We start from the raw sequence: 15,473 nt of genomic DNA, 5'->3' as shown, positions 1-15,473 counted from the left end.
CACAGTCCCCTTTCAACTACCGTCCAGGATCGTCCCCAGGGTGAACCTGAGCAACCACTCCAGGCATTCCAGCCGGTGACGGGCCTCGCGCAGGTCCGCGCCCCACACGTAGATCCCGTGGCGGGCCACGATCAGCGCTGGCGTGTCGGCCCGGTAGCCGCGTTGGAACGCCTCGCCCAGCACCCGCATGTCCTGGCCGTTGTCGATCACCGGGACGGTGACCAGGTCGTCGTGGGCCGCCCGGCCGAAGCCCTTGAGCATCTCCAGGTCGCGCAGCGGGACCCCACCGGGCCAGCGCTGCGCCGCCAACACCGGGGCCAACGCGTGTACGTGCACGACCGCACCGGCGCCGGAGATCGCGGCGATCCGGGCGTGCAGCCCGGCCTCGGCCGACGGCACGCCGCCGGACACCGCGCCGCCCTCGGCGTCGACCTCGACCACGTCGGTCTCGGTCAGCTCGCCCTTGTCCAGGCCGCTGGCGGTGACCGCCAGGCGCAGCGGGTCGCGGTCGAGCACCACCGACAGGTTGCCCGACGTGCCGCGCATCCAGCCCATCCCCGCGTACCGGGCGGCCTCGGCGGCCAGCGCGCGCCCGGCCTCGGCCAGCGCGGTCACGCCCGCTCCAGGGTCAGCTCGTCGAACGACGCGATGGCCTGGTGCGGGCCGAAGTCGGCGTCGCCGAACGGCTCGCCGGGGCGGGCGAGGCCCACGGTGTGCCAGCCGGCGGCGGCCGCGGCGTGCAGTTCGGCCGGCACGTCGGACAGGAACACGATCCGGTCCGGCTCGGCGTCCAGGCCCTTGGCGATCGTGCGGTAGGACGGCTCCTCGCGCTTGGGGCCGGCGTTGACCGTGTCGAAGTGCTGCTCGAACAGGCCGGTGACGTCGCCGTCGGTGGTGCGGGAGAACGACGCGACCTGGCCGGCGACCGAGCCGGAGGAGAACACCGCCAGCCGCAGACCCGCCGCGTGCCAGGCACGCAGCGCGGGCGCCACGTCGGGGAAGAACTCGGTGGTCAGGTCGCCCTCGGCGTAGCCGCGCTGCCAGATCAGACCCTGCAGGGTCTTCAGCGGCGCGATCTTCTGGTCGGCCGACATCCACCCGTGCAGCACCCGCACGATCTCGTCGGTGCCGGCGTCGGCGGACAGCCCGCCCAGCTCACGGACCTGCGCGACCGCGTCGGCGACGACCGGGTCGTCGCCGTGCCCGTCGATCCACGGGCCGAGCCGGGGTCGCGCGTAGTCGTAGAGCACGACGTGCACCTGGCTGGTCGCGGTGAGCGTGCCCTCGATGTCGAGGACCACCCAGTCGACGGCGATCGTCACGGTTCCTCCTGGGGGTAGTCGGCGAGTCCGGTCGGGTCGAACGCCCCGCTGTCGGTGACCACAGTGGACACGAACCGGGGCGGAGTGATGTCGAAAGCCGGGTACAGGCCACGGATTCCCGGCTCGGTGACGCCGGCCGCGGTGAGCACCTCGGCACCGTTACGGTACTCGATCGGCACGTCGGCGGCGGTCGGCGCGGCCCGGTCGGGGGCCTGGACCATGGCCAGGAACGGCACGCCGAAGGTGTGCGCGGCGACAGCCAGGCCCAGTGTGCCGACCTTGTTCACCACGTGACCGTCCAGGGTGACCCGGTCGGCGGCGGTGACCAGCGCGTCGATCCGGCCGTCGGCCAGCACGGCCGCGCCCATGCCGTCGGTGATCAGCGTGGTGTCCACGCCCATCTCGGCGAGCGTGGTGGCGGTGAGCTTGGCGCCCTGCAGGTACGGTCGGGTCTCGGTGCAGTGCACGGTGAAGCTCTTGCCGGCCGCGCGCAGGGCGTCCACCAGTCCGACGAGGTACAGGTCGGCCCAGCAGTGGGTGAGCAGGGAAGCGTTGTCCGGCAACAGTGTCGCGGTGTGCTCACCGAGAGCGCGGCTGCGGTCGCGGTAGCGCCGGTCGCCCTCGCGCGCACCGGCGAGCGCCGACCCGACCAGATCCGAAGAGTCCATTCTGGACAGTACGGTTCGGACGGCCGTACCGATGTGGTTGTTGGTGCGCCGAGTGGCGATCAGCCGGGCGCCGGCGGCCTGGACGTGGGCCAGCGGGTCGGGCCGCTCCACCGCCTCACGGGCGGCGAGCACCATGCCCCACAGCGCGGCGAAGTACGGGCCGGAGGACTGGGTGACCATGTCCTCGATGGCCTTCGCCACGTCCTCGACACCCGCGCAGCGCACCCACTCCCGGCGCGCCGGGAACACCCGGCGGTCCAGGATGTGCACCCCGTCGTCGGCCAGACGCACGCTGTCGGCCAGCGTCGGCGCGGGCATCAGCTGTACCCCGACAGGCGCGGCGGCTCACCGGTGAGGAAGTGCGCGCCGACCTCGCGGGCCTTGTAGGCCACCGGGTCGTGCAGGGTGAGCGTGCGGGCGTTGCGCCAGAACCGGTCCAGGCCGTACTTGTTGGCACTGGCCCTGGCCCCGGTGAACTCGTAGATCTTCGAGCCGGCCTCGTTGGCGACCCTGGTGGCCACCACCTTGGCCGCCGAGATCGTCACCGCGGCCTCCCCACGCTCCTGTTCGGACAGTGCGTCGCCCCGGTCGAACGCCGCGCCGAGCGCCGCCGCCGCGCGGTCGGTCAGCGCGCCGGCCGCCCTGGTCTGGGCGACCAGTTCACCGTAGCCGACGAGGATGTACGGGTCGGCGACCGCTTCGTCCACATCGGACAGAGTCCAGGCGCGGGTCTTGGTCCTGGTGTACTCGGCGGCCTCGGTCAGCGCGCCCTCGGCGAGGCCGACGTAGATCTGGGCGAGCATCAGCTGGAAACCCAGGGCCGCCAGCGACGCGCGCACCGACGTCTCGTCATGCACCCCCAGCACGTCCTCGTCCGGCACGTGCACGTCCCGGAACACCACGCCGCCGCTGGCGGTCAGCCGCTGACCGAGGTTGTCCCAGTCGTGCAGGTAGCTCAGGCCCGGCGCGTGCGCGTCGACGACGAAGGTGAGCTTCTGGCCGCTGTCGACGCGGGTCGCGCTGACCACCAGCCGGTCGGCCACGCTCGCGCCGGTGGCGAAGCTCTTGCGCCCCTCGACGCGGAACCCGCCCTCGACCGGGGTCAGCTCCAGCGCGGCGTCCAGCGGGTTGCTCACCCCGGCCCAGAACAGGTTCCCGGCGACGGTGTCGCGGTGCAGGCGCTCCACCAGGTCGGGCCGGCCGAACAGCTCGGTACGCCACAGTTGCAGGTAGTGGTAGCCGAGCAGGTGGCCGACCGACGCGTCGGCGGCGGCCACCGTCCGCGCGGTCTCGTTGGCCGCCAGCCACCCGGCGCCGCGCCCGCCCGCCGACGCCGGCAGCAGCAGGGTCAGCAGCCCGGAGGCGCGCAGCAGGGCGACCTCGGCCTCGGGTTCGGCGGCGGCCTGCTCACGGTGGGGGGCGTCGGCGCGCAGGGTGCGCGCGAGCTGGTCGGCGGCGTCGCGCCAGTCCTCGGTCATGTCAGCTCCACCAGTGCGTCGAGGGCCACGGCGCTGCCGGCGGCGACCGCGTCGGCCACCACCTGGCGGTGCGGGTCGTAGCTGGTCGGGTCGTCGTTGTCGACGGTGGCGTTCCCGTCGATCACCAGCACACCACCGGCCACCAGTCCGCGCAGCCCGGCGAAGACCAGCAGCGTCGAGAGCTCCATCTCGATGGCGATCACGCGCGCGGCGAGGTAGTCGCGCATCGGCAGTTCCAGGACCATCGGGCTGAACGCCGCTCTGGTCCACACCACGCCCCGGTGGGCGTGGCGCTGGTGCGCGGCGGCGGCCCGGTCCAGGGCCAGCACGGCCTCCGGGGTGGCCACGGCCGGGTACTCGGGGTGGATGAGCTGGGCGGTGACGCCGTCGTCACGCACCGCGGCCTCGGCGATCACCAGGTCACCGTCGGCGATGTCGGCGCGCAGCGCGCCGGCCGTGCCGAACCGCAGGAACGTGCGCACGCCGGCCTCGGCGAGTTCGCCGAGCTGGCACAGCGCGCCCGGCCCGCCGACCCCGTGCGAGGACACCACCACCGGCACGCCGCGCCAGGTGCCGGTGAAGCTGCGGTACTCCCTGTTCTGTCCGATGAGGACGGAGTCGGTGAGCAGGCCGGCGACCGCACTGGCCCGTTCCGGATCGCCGACGACCAGCGCGCGTTGCGGCAACCCGGTGCGCGGGATCTTCGTGATGGGCAGGAAATCATTCATGTGACGGTCGTCCTCCTGGTGGCGCGGCGGGATCGCAGCCGCGCGCTGAACACGAACAGGGCGAGCAGGGTCACCACGTACGGTGCGGCGTCGGTCGCCTGCTGGGGCAGCCCGATGCCCTGCAACCGGAACCCGAACGCCTCCGCCAGTCCGAACAGGACCGACGCGGCCAGCACACCCCACGGTAGCGCCCGGCCGAGCATGACCGCGACCACGGCGATCCAGCCCCGGCCGGCGGTCATGTTCTCCGAGAACATCGTCACGTTGCCCAGCGCCAGCTGCGCCCCGGCCAGCCCGCACAGCGCGCCACCGGCCAGGATCACGCCGTAGCGGTAGCGGTCGACGGCCACCCCGAGGCTGGCGGCGGCCTCCGGCCGTTCACCGACACCGCGCAGCCGCAGACCGACCGGGAGCCGGTAGAGCACCAGCGCCAGCACCGGGACCGCGATCCACGACACGTAGACCAGCGCGGAGTGTCCGGAGAGGACCTCACCGAGGAACGGGACGTCGCGCAGCAGCGGGATCTCCACCGGGTCGAGCCCGGGCAGCGTCGGGTCGCTGAACGATCCCCTGGTGCCGAACACGGTCTGGATGAGGAAGCTGGTGAGACCGACGGCCAGCAGGTTGACCGCGACGCCGAGCACGATCGCGTCACCGGCGAAGGTGACCGTGCCGACCGCGAGGATCAGCGAGTACGCGGTGCCGGCCAGCAGCGCGGTGAGCACGCCGACCCACACGCTGCCCGAGTACCAGCTGCCGGCGACCCCGGCGAAGCAGCCGACGAGCATGGTGCCCTCGAGCGAGATGTTGAACACCCCGGCCCGCTGGCACAGCGCCCCGGCGAGCGCGGCGAGCAGGATCGGGGTCAGCGCCCCGAGCGCGGAGGAGAACAGTGCCGCGTCGATCACGCCGCGCTCCTTCGCCTGCGCAGCAGCCCGGTCGTGGCCGCCAGGAAGATGATCAGTACCGCCTGGAGTACCGCCGTCAGCTCGCGCGGTACCTGGGTCTCGCGTTCCATGGCGAACCCTCCGCTGGTCAACGCGGCGAAGAACAGCGCGGCGACCAGCGTCCCCAGTGGACTCGCCGCCGCCAGCAACGCGGCCAGCAGACCGATCCAGGTGTACTGCGGGGTGATCAGCGCGCCGTCGATGAACCGGTACGGGAAGCCGAGCACCACGATCGCGCCGACCAGGCCGGCCAGGCCGCCGGAGCAGGCCAGCAGCCGCAGCGTCGTACGCGGCCGGTCGATACCGGCGTACTGGGCGAAACGCGGGCCCCAGCCGGTGACCCGCGCCTCGAACCCGGCCGGCGTGCGGGCGTCGACCACCGCGTACACGGCGACGGCCGCCACGATCAGGAACAGGCCGACGGTCAGGCCGTTGCCGGCCAGCGCGGGCAGCCGCACGTCCGGCGGCAGCTGGGCACTCTGCGGCAGGCTGGAGCCCTGGTCACGCATCGGGAAGCGCACCAGGTAGGCGGCGAGCGACATGGCCGGGTAGCTCAGCAGCAACGTCGTGACCAGCAGCGGAACCCCGAGTCGGGTCTCACACAACGCGGCGGCCGCCGCATAGAGTCCGCCGGCGAGCATCCCGGCGACCAGGGCCGCGACCAGCCCCAACGGCCCCGGCACGTGCAGACCGACGGCGACCGCGCTGATCGCGCCGAGCACCAACTGCCCCTCACCACCGAGGTTGACCAGACCGGCCCGCAGCGGGATGGCGAGCGCCGTGGCCATCCCGGCGACCGGCACGGCGTAGGCCAGGGTGTCCTGGATACCGTCCGGACCGAACGCCCCGGTGACGATGGCCCCGGCGGCCTCCAGCGGATTCGCCCCGGTCGCGGCCAACAGGATCGCACCCAGCACCAGCGCCGCCGCCACGGCGACGCCGACGGTCAGCGCACCACGCCACCGCCCCAGGCGGTTCACGCCGCCCCTCCGCCGCTGTCCTCGGCCGCATCGCCGGTTGTGTCCCCGGCGGTGTCTCCGGCCATGTTTTCGGACGCATGGCCAGTGGCGTCACCGACCACATCGGCCTCATCGCCACCAGCAGCGCCAGCCACACCACCTGCCGCGCCACCAGCCGAATCCTCTGCCGTGCCGCCAGCCACACCCCGGGGCGCGCCGCCGGCCATGGCCAGGCCGATGGCGTGCGGGTCGGCCTCGGTCTTGGGGAACTCGGCGACCACCCGGCCCTCGTACATGACCAGGACGCGGTCGGCCAGGCCCAGGACCTCGCTGAGTTCGGCGGAGACCAGCAGCACGGCGTGCCCGGCGTCGCGGTAGGCGATCAGTTCGGTGTGGATGCCGACAACCGCACCGATGTCCACACCCCGGGTCGGCTGCTCGACCAGCAGCACCGGCGCCTCGTGGGTCAGCTCGCGGCCCAGGATCGCCTTCTGCTGGTTGCCGCCGGACAGGGTGCGCATCGGGGCCGACGGGCCGGGTGCGCGCACGCCGAACCGTTCGATGATCCGCTCGGCGTGCGTGCGCATCGCACCCGAACGCAGGAAACCCTTGCGTAGCAAGGGAGGCCGCCGGTGAAACCCGGTGGCCAGGTTGTCGGTGAGCCGCGCGCCGGGGGCGGCGCCGACCTCGGCGCGGTCCTCGGGGATGTGCGCGAGCCCGGCCGCCCGCCGCCGCGCCACGCCCAGCCCGGACAGCTCCCGCTCCCCCACGGTGACCGAGCCGCGCGCGGGCAGCAGGCCGGCGATCGCCGCGACCAGTTCGGTCTGACCGTTGCCGGCGACCCCGGCGATCCCGACGATCTCCCCGGCGCGCACCGACAGCGACACGTCGTCGACGGCGGGCCGGCCGGCGGCGCGGCCGTCGACGGTCAGCCCGGTGACCGTCAGCGCCTCGGCGCCGGGCTGACCAGCCGGGTACACGCGGTCGAGGTCGACCTCGCGGCCGGTCATCGCGCTGGCCAGTTCGGCCCGGCCGGTGGCCGACGTCGGGCCGGTCATCGTGACCTTCCCGTCACGCAACACGGTCACGGTGTCACTCACAGCGGTGACCTCGTGCAGCTTGTGGGTGACCAGCAGCACGGTGTGGCCGTCGGCGGCGAGGTCGCGCAGCACGGTGAACAGCTGCTCGGTCTCGGCCGGGGTGAGCACGGCGGTCGGCTCATCGAGGATCAGCACCCGCGCCCGGCGGTAGAGCAGCTTGAGGATCTCCACCTGCTGGCGCACCCCGATCGGCAGGTCGCCGACGCGGTCGGTGGGCGCCAGCCGCAGGCCGTGCCGTTCGACGAGCTCGCTGACCGCGGCGGTGGCGGCGCGCCGGTCGAGCAGGCCGCGCCTGGTCGGCTCGGCACCGTAGATCACGTTGTCCACCACCGGCATCGAGTCGAACAGTGCGAAACCCTGTTGCACCATGCCGATTCCGGCGGCGATCGCCCGCGCCGCCGAGTCGAACACCACCGGTTCGCCGTCGAGGGCGATCGTGCCGGCGTCGGGGCGCAGCAGTCCGTAGAGGATCGACATCAGGGTGGACTTGCCGGCACCGTTCTCGCCCATCAGCGCGTGGATCTCGCCACGCGCGACGGTCAGGTCGACGTGGTCGTTGGCGAGCAGCTCACCGAACCGCTTGACGATCCCGGTGAGCTGGACCGCTGGCTGGGTCACGTGCCGGTCAGCCCTGCGCCGGGTCGGCGACGGTGATCGTGCCGGCGACGATGTCGTCCCGCAGCGTGCCGACCTGCTCGATCACGTCCGGGTGATCGACGATCACGCACTGCGATGACGCCGCGTCCTGCTGGAGGCCGGTCAGCGAGATGCCCTCCTCCTTGACGCCGTAGGAGCGGGCCTCACCGCGCTCACCGTCGAGGATCGCCGAGACACCGTCGGTGATCACCACGTCGGTGCGCTTGATCACGTTGTCCACCACCTGGCCGGGGCTGGCCGGGCACTGGTTGGCGTCCACCCCGAACGCGAAGATGCCGTGTTCCTTGGCCGCCTCGAACACACCGAGGTTGCCCGACGCGGACGCCGCGCCCATGACGTGGTCCACGCCCTGACCGGCCAGGGTCGCGGTCAGCTGCTTGGCCCGGCCCGGGTCGTTGAACGGGTTCGCGCCGCCGATGAACAGCGGGCTGAGCGTGGTCGTCGGCTTGACCTTGGCCGCGCCCTCGCCGAAGGGTGTCGAGTAGCGGCGGAACTGCGGGGTGTCCAGGGCGACGACCGCGCCGACCTTGCCCGACTTCGACAGCAGCGCGGCCTCGGCGCCGGCCAGGTAGACGCCCTCGTACTCGCGGAACACCGCGCAGGTGACGTTCGGGTAGGCCTTCTCGGTGCACGAGTCGACGAACAGGAACTGCTGGTCGGGGTTCTGCTCGGCCTGCTGGGCGAGCACGTCGGCGAAGTTGAACCCGACGGCGACGATCACGTCCGGCTTGTCGCGGACCGCGGCGGCGACGTTCTGCTGGAGGGAGGCGGGGTCGGTGCTCTGGTAGACCTTCTGGCTGCCGCCGTGCTCCTTCGCGGCGTCCTCGACCCCGGCCACGGCGAGCTTGAGGAAGTCGTTGACGCCGACCGGGTTGGGCGTGACCAGCACGAGCGACGGCCCGTCGGTACCGCCGCCACCATCACTGCCGCCGCCGTCGCCGCCATCGTTCGCGGCCGCGTTGCAGCCGGCGAGCAGCACGCCGATGGTCAGCAGACCCAGCAGCCGAGGCCTCGGAGTCATGACAGTCCCTCCACACCGATCAGAGGTCGCCCGATCGGCGCAACCTCGAACGGAGCGTAAGCAACGTGCCCGGCATCCGACGAAATCGTCCCAACAGGTGGGACACACCCGGCCTACCTGCTGCTTCGGTTGAGATCCGCGCCACGCAAACGGCTTGCCGTGACTTGCCGTGACGTTCTACGGCTTGCGTCCGACCGCCCCGACGATGCACCGCGCGGCACCGCTGAGCGGGGTGAGCGCCGGCCCGTCCGGCCACCACTCGTCACAGGCCACCAGCCCGGAGTCGCCCAGGTCGTTGGACGGCACCAGCTCCAGACCCTCCAGCATCTCCATGATCTCCGCGCGGGTGCGGAACCGCCCGGCGCCCATCGGCCCGTTGACCAGTACGTTCTCGATCCGCCGGGCGATGCGGGTCAGCTCCGGCTCCTCGGGGTCGAAGAAGTGGGAGAACACCACATAACTGCCGGGCGCCAGCGCGTCGATGTAGCGGCGCATCACCGCCACCGCGTCGCCCTCGACGTGGTGCATCGTGCCGACCTGCAACAACACCACCGGCTCGGTGAGATCGAGGTGGTTTCCGACCACCATGTTCTCCATGACTTCCGGCGCGTTGAAGATGTCGGCGGACACCATCAGCACGTTCTCGTTCTCGGTGAGCAGGGCGCGTCCGTGCGCGAGCACCACCGGGTCGTTGTCCACGTAGACCACCCGCGCCTCGGGATTGAAGCGCTGCACGATCTGATGGGTGTTCTCGGCCGTCGGTAAGCCGGAACCGCAGTCGAGGAACTGGTCGATCCGCGACTCACGGGACAGGAAACGGCACGCGCGATTCAGGAAAGCGCGATTTCCTCTCGCGATGTGCACCGCCTCTGGCACCGCGTCGTTGATCTTGCGCATCACCTGCCGGTCGACCTCGTAGACGTCCTTGCCGCCGAGGAATCCCCCGTAGATACGCGCGATGCTCGGCCGTGTCGGGTCGACGCCGACCGGAACCTGGCTCGGTGACTTCGTTGAGGTCATGGTCTCCCCCACGGAACGGGCGGGCTGAAGTGCAAGGCACCATAGTCCCTCTCGGACCCCCGTTCGCGCCAGGGCCCTTCGGAGCGTGACCATGGTTTGGGCTATACGGGTGAAGCCGGTCTCGAACGGGCAACGGTATCGATAAGGTGCGTGTCGCGTCAGGAATCACCACAACAACAGGCAGGGGTACGCGGTGTCGCAACAGACCAGTTGGATTCCGTCCACTGTGGACATTGAAAAACCCAGCGCGGCGCGGATGTACGACTACTTACTCGGCGGGAACCACAACTTCGAGGTCGACCGGTCGTTCATCGAACAGATTCTCCGGGTCCAGCCGGAGACCAGGCGCTTCGCCATCATGAACCGGGCGTTCCTGCGGCGGGCAGTGCTGTTCATGGTGCGTCAGGGAATCCGCCAGTTCCTCGACCTCGGCTCCGGTATTCCGACGGTCGGCAACGTGCACGAGATCGCCCGCGACGTCGACGCCGACACCCGAGTGGTGTACGTGGACAACGAACACGTCGCCGTCGCGCACAGCCAGCTGCTGCTGGAGGGCAGCGAGAACGCCGTGATGTTGCAGGCCGACATCACCAAGCCCGGCCTGGTGCTCAACGACCGCGAGACCCAGCGGATGCTGGACTTCGACCAGCCGATCGGGCTGCTCGCGATCACCATCGGCCACTACGTCCTCGACCACCAGGACCCGGCCGGTGTGTTCGCCGAGTACCGGGAAGCGCTGGCACCGGGCAGTTACCTCGCCCTCACCCACCTGACCGACGACTTCGCGGTCATCAAGGGCGACGAGCTGACCGAGATGATGAGCAAGTCCCAGAACTCGGTGCGCGCCCGCACCAAACCCGAGGTCCTCGAGTTCTTCGGCGACTTCGAACTGGCCGAGCCCGGCCTGGTCACCACGTCGCTGTGGCGCCCCGAACGCACCCCCGAGAACGACGACAGCGAGACCGACGGCCTCTACGCCGGGGTCGGCCGCAAGCCGCCGGTGGGCTGAGTCGGGCATCATGTAGTGCTGTGGAGTCGACGCGTGTGGACCGCTGGCTGTGGGCGGTCCGGCTGACCAAGACCCGCCCGGACGCGGCCGCCGCGTGCCGGGCCGGGCACGTCCGCATCAACAACCGCCCCGCCAAGCCCGCGACCGTGGTCGTCCCGGGCGACGAGGTCCGCGCGCGGGTCGGCTCCGGCACCCGGATCGTCGAGGTGGTGCGGGTGATCCAGAAGCGGGTGGGCGCGGCCGACGCGGCCACCTGCTTCATCGACCGGACACCCGCGCCACCGCCGGAAGCCGGCATCCCGGTCGCCCGCCGCGACCGGGGCGCCGGCCGCCCGACCAAACGCGAACGCCGCGTCCTGGACCGCTTCCGCGGCGGCCAGTGACCCACCCGCCCGGCAGGCCACACCCGAACCCGGCCAACACCCCGGAGGGCACCCCGGGAGGTCGAGGGCCGATGACCGCTCCCACCAGTTCCGCGCTCGTCGTGCCGGTGCCGGCGGTGGAGACCGTCGTCGGGGAGTCGCGGCGGGTGCTGGACCACACGGCGGCCTGGGGAGTGCCGGCGCACGTCACCGTGCTGTACCCGTTCCTCGCTCCGGAGCGGCTCACCAGCCACGTGCTCACCGGCGTGGCCGCGATCGTGCACCGGGTCGCGGCGTTCGACTGTGTGTTCGCCGAGGTCAGGTGGTTCGGCGAGGACGCGGTGTGGCTCGCGCCCGAGCCGGCCGGCCCGTTCCGCGCGATCACCGCCGCGCTCTGGCGCCGCTTCCCCGACTGCCCGCCCTACCGGGGCCGCCACGACGACGTCGTGCCGCACCTGACGGTCGGCAGCGCCACCGCCGGCACCCTGGACGGGATGCGCCGGGCCGCCGAACAGGTGGGTCCACGGCTGCCGGTGCACGCCCGCGTCGACCAGGTGTCCCTGCTCACCGGCACCGACGCGCCGGGCTCGTGGCGCACGATGGCGGAGTTCCCCCTCGCCAGGTAGCGGTCACTCGTTGTGCAGGACCGCCGCGATCGGGGTCCTGGCCGCGCCGCGCGCCGGGATGAGCGCGCCGAGCACGGCGATCGCCACCCCGGCCAGTGCCAGCAGGGCGAGCATCGGCGCGCGGTAGACCTCCACCACGAAGTCGAACACCTCGGACTGGGACGCGCGCAGCATCGCTGGGACCACCAGCTGGTGCAGGGCCACCCCCAGCGGCACGCCGGCGAGTCCGCCCAGCACCCCGAGCACGCCCATCGACGTCACCATCATCACCGTGACCTGCCGGGGCGTCATCCCGATCGACTTGAGCATGCCGAGGTCGCGGCGGCGTTCGCGGGCGTTGAGCACGACGGTGTTGAACACGCCGAGCGCGGCGACCGCGCCGAGCAGCACCGTGAGCACGGTCGTCGAGCCGATCACGACCAGGGTGCTGTCGGAGGTGGTGTCCGGCTCCATGACCTCCAGGCCGGGGTCGCCGCTGGTCACGGCGTCGGCGAAGGCCTGCTGGTCGGCGCCCGGTTCGAGTTCGACGGTGTAGTGGTGGGCGCGGGTGTACCCGCCGGCGGCGGCCAGGGTCGACCAGTCGGCGAAGGCCAGGGTGTCGTTGTTGACCACGACCGCGCCGACGATCTCCAGCCGGGTGCGCCGGCCGTCGAGGTCGATGGTGACGACGTCGCCGACGCCCAGTGCGCGCTGGTTGAGGAACCGGGTCGAGGCCGCCAGCTGCCCCGGGCCGTCCGGCCAGTGTCCACTGAGGACTTTCGGGGCGAGTTCGGCGGTGTCCCCGCGGTAGAAGCGGAGCGCGACGGTCTCCTGGCCGCCGACGACCTGCACCTCCCGCTGCGCCATGGCGTTGACGTGCCGCACCCCGGGCTGCGCGCGCAGCAGGGCCTCGTCCTCGGCGTCGCCGAGCGTGGGTTCCGGCACGACGTCGGGCATCGGCGGCAGGTCGGCCGGCACACCGGCGGCGATCTCCAGCCGGTCGGGATGCACCGGGCGCATCGCGTTCTGGTACTCGGTCATCGACATCATCGCGCCGATCGCGAACGTCACGGTCGTCGCGCCGAGGACGATCGCGGCCAGGGTCAGCGCGCTGCGCGCCGGACGGGCGAACGGCACGCCGACGCCCAGGCTGACCGACCGGGGCAGCCGCCGTCCGGCGAGCCAGCGCTGCGCCCGCAGTCCCCGGCCGGCGCGGGGCGCGCTGCCGGCGCTGATCGCCTCGGTCGCCGGCAGTCGGCGGGCCCGCAGCGCGGACACCAGCGCGGCCAGCGCCACCACGGCGGGCAGGCCGACCAACGCCACCAGGTCAGTCCACAGTGGAATGCCGACCCCGGTGGCGCCGAACGCGGCGAAGGTGTCGGCCAGCAGCGGTGCGGCGACGATGTTCCCGGCGACCGTGCCGACCACGGCGCCGACGACCGCCGGCACGCAGACCATGATCAGGTAGACGAGCATCACCTGGTTCGGGGTGAAGCCCAGCGCCTTGAGCACGCCGATGTGCCGGAAGCCGGCGACCACCGCGCCGCTGACCACGTTCGCCACGATCAGCACCGAGACGGTCAGCCCGAGGACCCCGAACCCGATCAGGAACGGAATGTAGGGCGCGAGGTCGGAGTCGAGCTGCTGACGCTGCGCGAGGTAGGACTGCGAGCCGAGCAGCGCGCCCGCTGGCAGCTCGCTGACCAGCGCCTTCTCGTGTTCGGCGAGCGCAGCGGCGGTGCCGGCGTCGGTGAAGCGGTACTGCATCTGCCACGCGTCCGACCCGAGTTCGGCGATCTGCTCGGGCATGACCCAGGCGTCGGCCGACCCGCTGGCCGAGTAGGCCAGGCCCACCACCGTCAGCTCCGGCTCGCCGGCACCGGTGACCCGCATTCCCAGTTCCGGCGGATCGTCCCAGGCCGGCCGCACGTTCAGCACGATCTCCCCCGGCGCGGCGGCCCACCGCCCCTGCCGGACGTCGACGCGGTCCACCGGCCCTCCCGGATCGGCCCGTCCGACGGTGACCAGCGAGTCCGACGCGCTCAACGTGCCGACGGAGGTGTCGACGACCGCCTGCCCGAACGGGCCGGCCACCGCCGCCACCTCGGCCCGGTCGGCCGCCTGGACCAGCGCGTCGGCCGACACCACCGCGCTGTCGTAGGCGGCGACCAGGTGCGCCCCGGCCTGCTGCTCGTGCGCCCGCTCGATCGGCCCCGACGCCGCCGCCAACAGCCCCAACGCCAACACGATCGTCCCGGTCGACACCGCCACGACGACCCCGATGACGATCGTCTGCAACCGCCGCCGGCGCACCGCCGCCCGCGCCACCCTCCCCAACGCACTCACGACAGCCCCCCACGGACCCCGCGCCCGCCTCGTGACGTTCCGCCACCTGGGACACCACTTCCCGGCGCTGGTCCACGGAGAACGGCCGCCGGGCTCACCGCTCGCGACCGCCCACTCCCCGGCCCCCGGACCGGCGGTCGCGGCTCGACACGCCAGGAAACGGATTCCCGACCAGCGCGTCCCGAACACCACTGGCCGGCGGGTCGACACCGCACCGAGCCCGCACCGAGGCGTCGCCGCCCCTCAACGGACCCAACCCGACAGGCGCTGGCCGGCACCTCCCGAGCACCGGCGGCCACGCATCCCGAACCACCCACGACCAGCCGGCCGACCCACCCCCCGGTGGCCCCGACCCGATCGCGGTGCGACCTCCCCACAGCGCCCGTCAACGGACCCTCCGGTGGGCACGCGCGGTCGAGCAGGCCCGACCACCTCCCGTGACCGCCCGGTGACTTCCGCTGACCCACAACCCGATTCGACGTGTTCACCGGGTTCGCTCCAGTCCTGTCTCGCTGGCGACGCGGCCGTCGACCAGGTGGACCAGGCGGTTCGCGCAGTGGGTGGCCAGGCGCTCGTCGTGGGTGACCAGCAGGAGGGTCTGGCCGATCTGGTTGAGGTCGAGGAGCAGGTCCATCACCTGCTCGCCGGCGCGGCTGTCCAGAGCGCCGGTCGGTTCGTCGGCCAGGAGCAGGGCCGGGCGGTTCATCAGCGCCCTGGCCACGGCGACCCGCTGACGTTCCCCGCCGGACAGGCGGGCGGGGTAGATGTCGCGCCGGTCGGCGATGCCGAGTTCGTCGAGCAGTTCGAGGGCGCGGCGCCGGGCCTGGGCGGCCGACGTGCCGGTCAGCTGCGCGGCCAGGGCGACGTTGTCCAGCGCGGGCAGGTCGTCGAGCAGGTTGAAGAACTGGAAGATCATGCCGATGCGCCGCCGGCGGAACAGGGCCAGCCCGGTCTCGTTGAGGCGGCCGAGGTCCTCGCCGTGCACGACGACCGTCCCGGCGGTCGGCCGGTCCAGGCCGGCGACCATGTTGAGCAGGGTCGACTTCCCGCTGCCCGAGGGCCCCATCACCGCGACCGCCTCGCCGGCGCGGATCGTCAGCGACAGTCCGGCCAGCGCGACCGAGTCGCTGTACTCCTTGTGCACGTCGGTCAGCTCCACGACGTTCTCACTGGTCACGGTGGCATCCTGACTCACCGGCCGTGGAGGGGGCATCGGTCGGGGGAGGTAACCGGGGCGGGGGGTCATCCTGG

At 72.3% G+C, this 15,473-nt stretch carries 15 protein-coding genes; 3 read left to right on the top strand and 12 right to left on the bottom strand.

Annotation, left to right across the window (positions count from 1 at the left end):
* Positions 1-12: 12 nt before the first annotated feature.
* From mtnB to BLA60_RS07720, 10 genes are all read right to left on the bottom strand, one after another.
* Positions 13-615 carry a methylthioribulose 1-phosphate dehydratase gene (mtnB, locus tag BLA60_RS07765; RefSeq protein WP_075132026.1) on the bottom strand — a complete coding sequence of 201 codons (603 nt, stop codon included), beginning with the start codon at positions 613-615 and terminating at the stop codon, positions 13-15.
* Complete coding sequence (mtnC, locus tag BLA60_RS07760) at positions 612-1,322, bottom strand: acireductone synthase (RefSeq protein ID WP_075132025.1); 711 nt, start codon at positions 1,320-1,322, stop codon at positions 612-614. Before mtnC ends, mtnB begins: the two co-directional genes overlap by 4 nt.
* Positions 1,319-2,308, bottom strand: coding sequence for a translation initiation factor eIF-2B alpha/beta/delta subunit family protein (locus BLA60_RS07755; RefSeq protein ID WP_075132024.1), 990 nt, complete (start codon positions 2,306-2,308; stop codon positions 1,319-1,321). The genes mtnC and BLA60_RS07755 overlap by 4 nt, the downstream gene beginning before the upstream one ends.
* The gene (locus BLA60_RS07750) at positions 2,308-3,468 is read right to left on the bottom strand and encodes an acyl-CoA dehydrogenase family protein (protein WP_075132023.1); all 1,161 of its coding nucleotides are present in this window, start codon (positions 3,466-3,468) and stop codon (positions 2,308-2,310) included. Before BLA60_RS07750 ends, BLA60_RS07755 begins: the two co-directional genes overlap by 1 nt.
* Positions 3,465-4,196, bottom strand: a complete 732-nt coding sequence (locus tag BLA60_RS07745) for a phosphorylase family protein (protein ID WP_075132022.1) — start codon at positions 4,194-4,196, stop codon at positions 3,465-3,467. The genes BLA60_RS07750 and BLA60_RS07745 overlap by 4 nt, the downstream gene beginning before the upstream one ends.
* Positions 4,193-5,104, bottom strand: a complete 912-nt coding sequence (locus tag BLA60_RS07740; protein WP_075132021.1) for an ABC transporter permease — start codon at positions 5,102-5,104, stop codon at positions 4,193-4,195. Before BLA60_RS07740 ends, BLA60_RS07745 begins: the two co-directional genes overlap by 4 nt.
* Positions 5,101-6,123 (bottom strand): ABC transporter permease, encoded by a 1,023-nt coding sequence (locus tag BLA60_RS07735; RefSeq protein ID WP_245811869.1) that lies wholly within the window; start codon positions 6,121-6,123, stop codon positions 5,101-5,103. The genes BLA60_RS07740 and BLA60_RS07735 overlap by 4 nt, the downstream gene beginning before the upstream one ends.
* Positions 6,120-7,820, bottom strand: a complete 1,701-nt coding sequence (locus tag BLA60_RS07730; RefSeq protein ID WP_075132020.1) for an ABC transporter ATP-binding protein — start codon at positions 7,818-7,820, stop codon at positions 6,120-6,122. The genes BLA60_RS07735 and BLA60_RS07730 overlap by 4 nt, the downstream gene beginning before the upstream one ends.
* 7 nt (positions 7,821-7,827) lie before the next feature.
* The gene (locus BLA60_RS07725; RefSeq protein ID WP_075132019.1) at positions 7,828-8,880 is read right to left on the bottom strand and encodes a BMP family ABC transporter substrate-binding protein; all 1,053 of its coding nucleotides are present in this window, start codon (positions 8,878-8,880) and stop codon (positions 7,828-7,830) included.
* A gap of 177 nt (positions 8,881-9,057) precedes the next feature.
* Complete coding sequence (locus BLA60_RS07720) at positions 9,058-9,900, bottom strand: SAM-dependent methyltransferase (RefSeq protein ID WP_084734723.1); 843 nt, start codon at positions 9,898-9,900, stop codon at positions 9,058-9,060.
* A gap of 193 nt (positions 9,901-10,093) precedes the next feature.
* Between BLA60_RS07720 and BLA60_RS07715 the strand changes: the two genes are divergently transcribed.
* From BLA60_RS07715 to BLA60_RS07705, 3 genes are all read left to right on the top strand, one after another.
* Positions 10,094-10,909: an SAM-dependent methyltransferase gene (locus BLA60_RS07715; protein ID WP_075132017.1), complete on the top strand. Its 816-nt coding sequence runs from the start codon at positions 10,094-10,096 to the stop codon at positions 10,907-10,909.
* A gap of 20 nt (positions 10,910-10,929) precedes the next feature.
* A complete protein-coding gene (locus BLA60_RS07710) occupies positions 10,930-11,292 on the top strand; it encodes an RNA-binding S4 domain-containing protein (RefSeq protein WP_075132016.1) in 363 nt (120 codons plus the stop codon).
* Positions 11,293-11,363: 71 nt separating this feature from the next.
* Complete coding sequence (locus BLA60_RS07705; protein ID WP_075132015.1) at positions 11,364-11,897, top strand: 2'-5' RNA ligase family protein; 534 nt, start codon at positions 11,364-11,366, stop codon at positions 11,895-11,897.
* Positions 11,898-11,900: 3 nt separating this feature from the next.
* Here the strand turns inward: BLA60_RS07705 and BLA60_RS07700 are convergent, their stop codons facing one another.
* Entirely contained in the window at positions 11,901-14,222 is a 2,322-nt protein-coding gene (locus tag BLA60_RS07700) for an ABC transporter permease (RefSeq protein ID WP_075132014.1), read from the bottom strand.
* 484 nt (positions 14,223-14,706) lie between these two features.
* On the bottom strand, positions 14,707-15,399 hold the full coding sequence (locus tag BLA60_RS07695; protein ID WP_075132013.1) for an ABC transporter ATP-binding protein: 693 nt from the start codon (positions 15,397-15,399) through the stop codon (positions 14,707-14,709).
* Positions 15,400-15,473 lie beyond the last annotated feature (74 nt).

This window comes from Actinophytocola xinjiangensis (assembly GCF_001921215.1).
Taxonomy (GTDB): domain Bacteria; phylum Actinomycetota; class Actinomycetes; order Mycobacteriales; family Pseudonocardiaceae; genus Actinophytocola; species Actinophytocola xinjiangensis.
Note: the sequence above shows the minus strand (reverse complement) of the source record. Positions and strands in the feature narration are given on the sequence as shown.

Coding starts and splice junctions, on each gene's coding strand:
- BLA60_RS07755 (WP_075132024.1), bottom strand. CDS start 2,308: ATGCCCGCGCCGACGCTGGCCGACAGCGTGCGTCTGGCCGACGACGGG.
- BLA60_RS07750 (WP_075132023.1), bottom strand. CDS start 3,468: ATGACCGAGGACTGGCGCGACGCCGCCGACCAGCTCGCGCGCACCCTG.
- BLA60_RS07745 (WP_075132022.1), bottom strand. CDS start 4,196: ATGAATGATTTCCTGCCCATCACGAAGATCCCGCGCACCGGGTTGCCG.
- BLA60_RS07725 (WP_075132019.1), bottom strand. CDS start 8,880: ATGACTCCGAGGCCTCGGCTGCTGGGTCTGCTGACCATCGGCGTGCTG.
- BLA60_RS07720 (WP_084734723.1), bottom strand. CDS start 9,900: ATGACCTCAACGAAGTCACCGAGCCAGGTTCCGGTCGGCGTCGACCCG.
- BLA60_RS07705 (WP_075132015.1), top strand. CDS start 11,364: ATGACCGCTCCCACCAGTTCCGCGCTCGTCGTGCCGGTGCCGGCGGTG.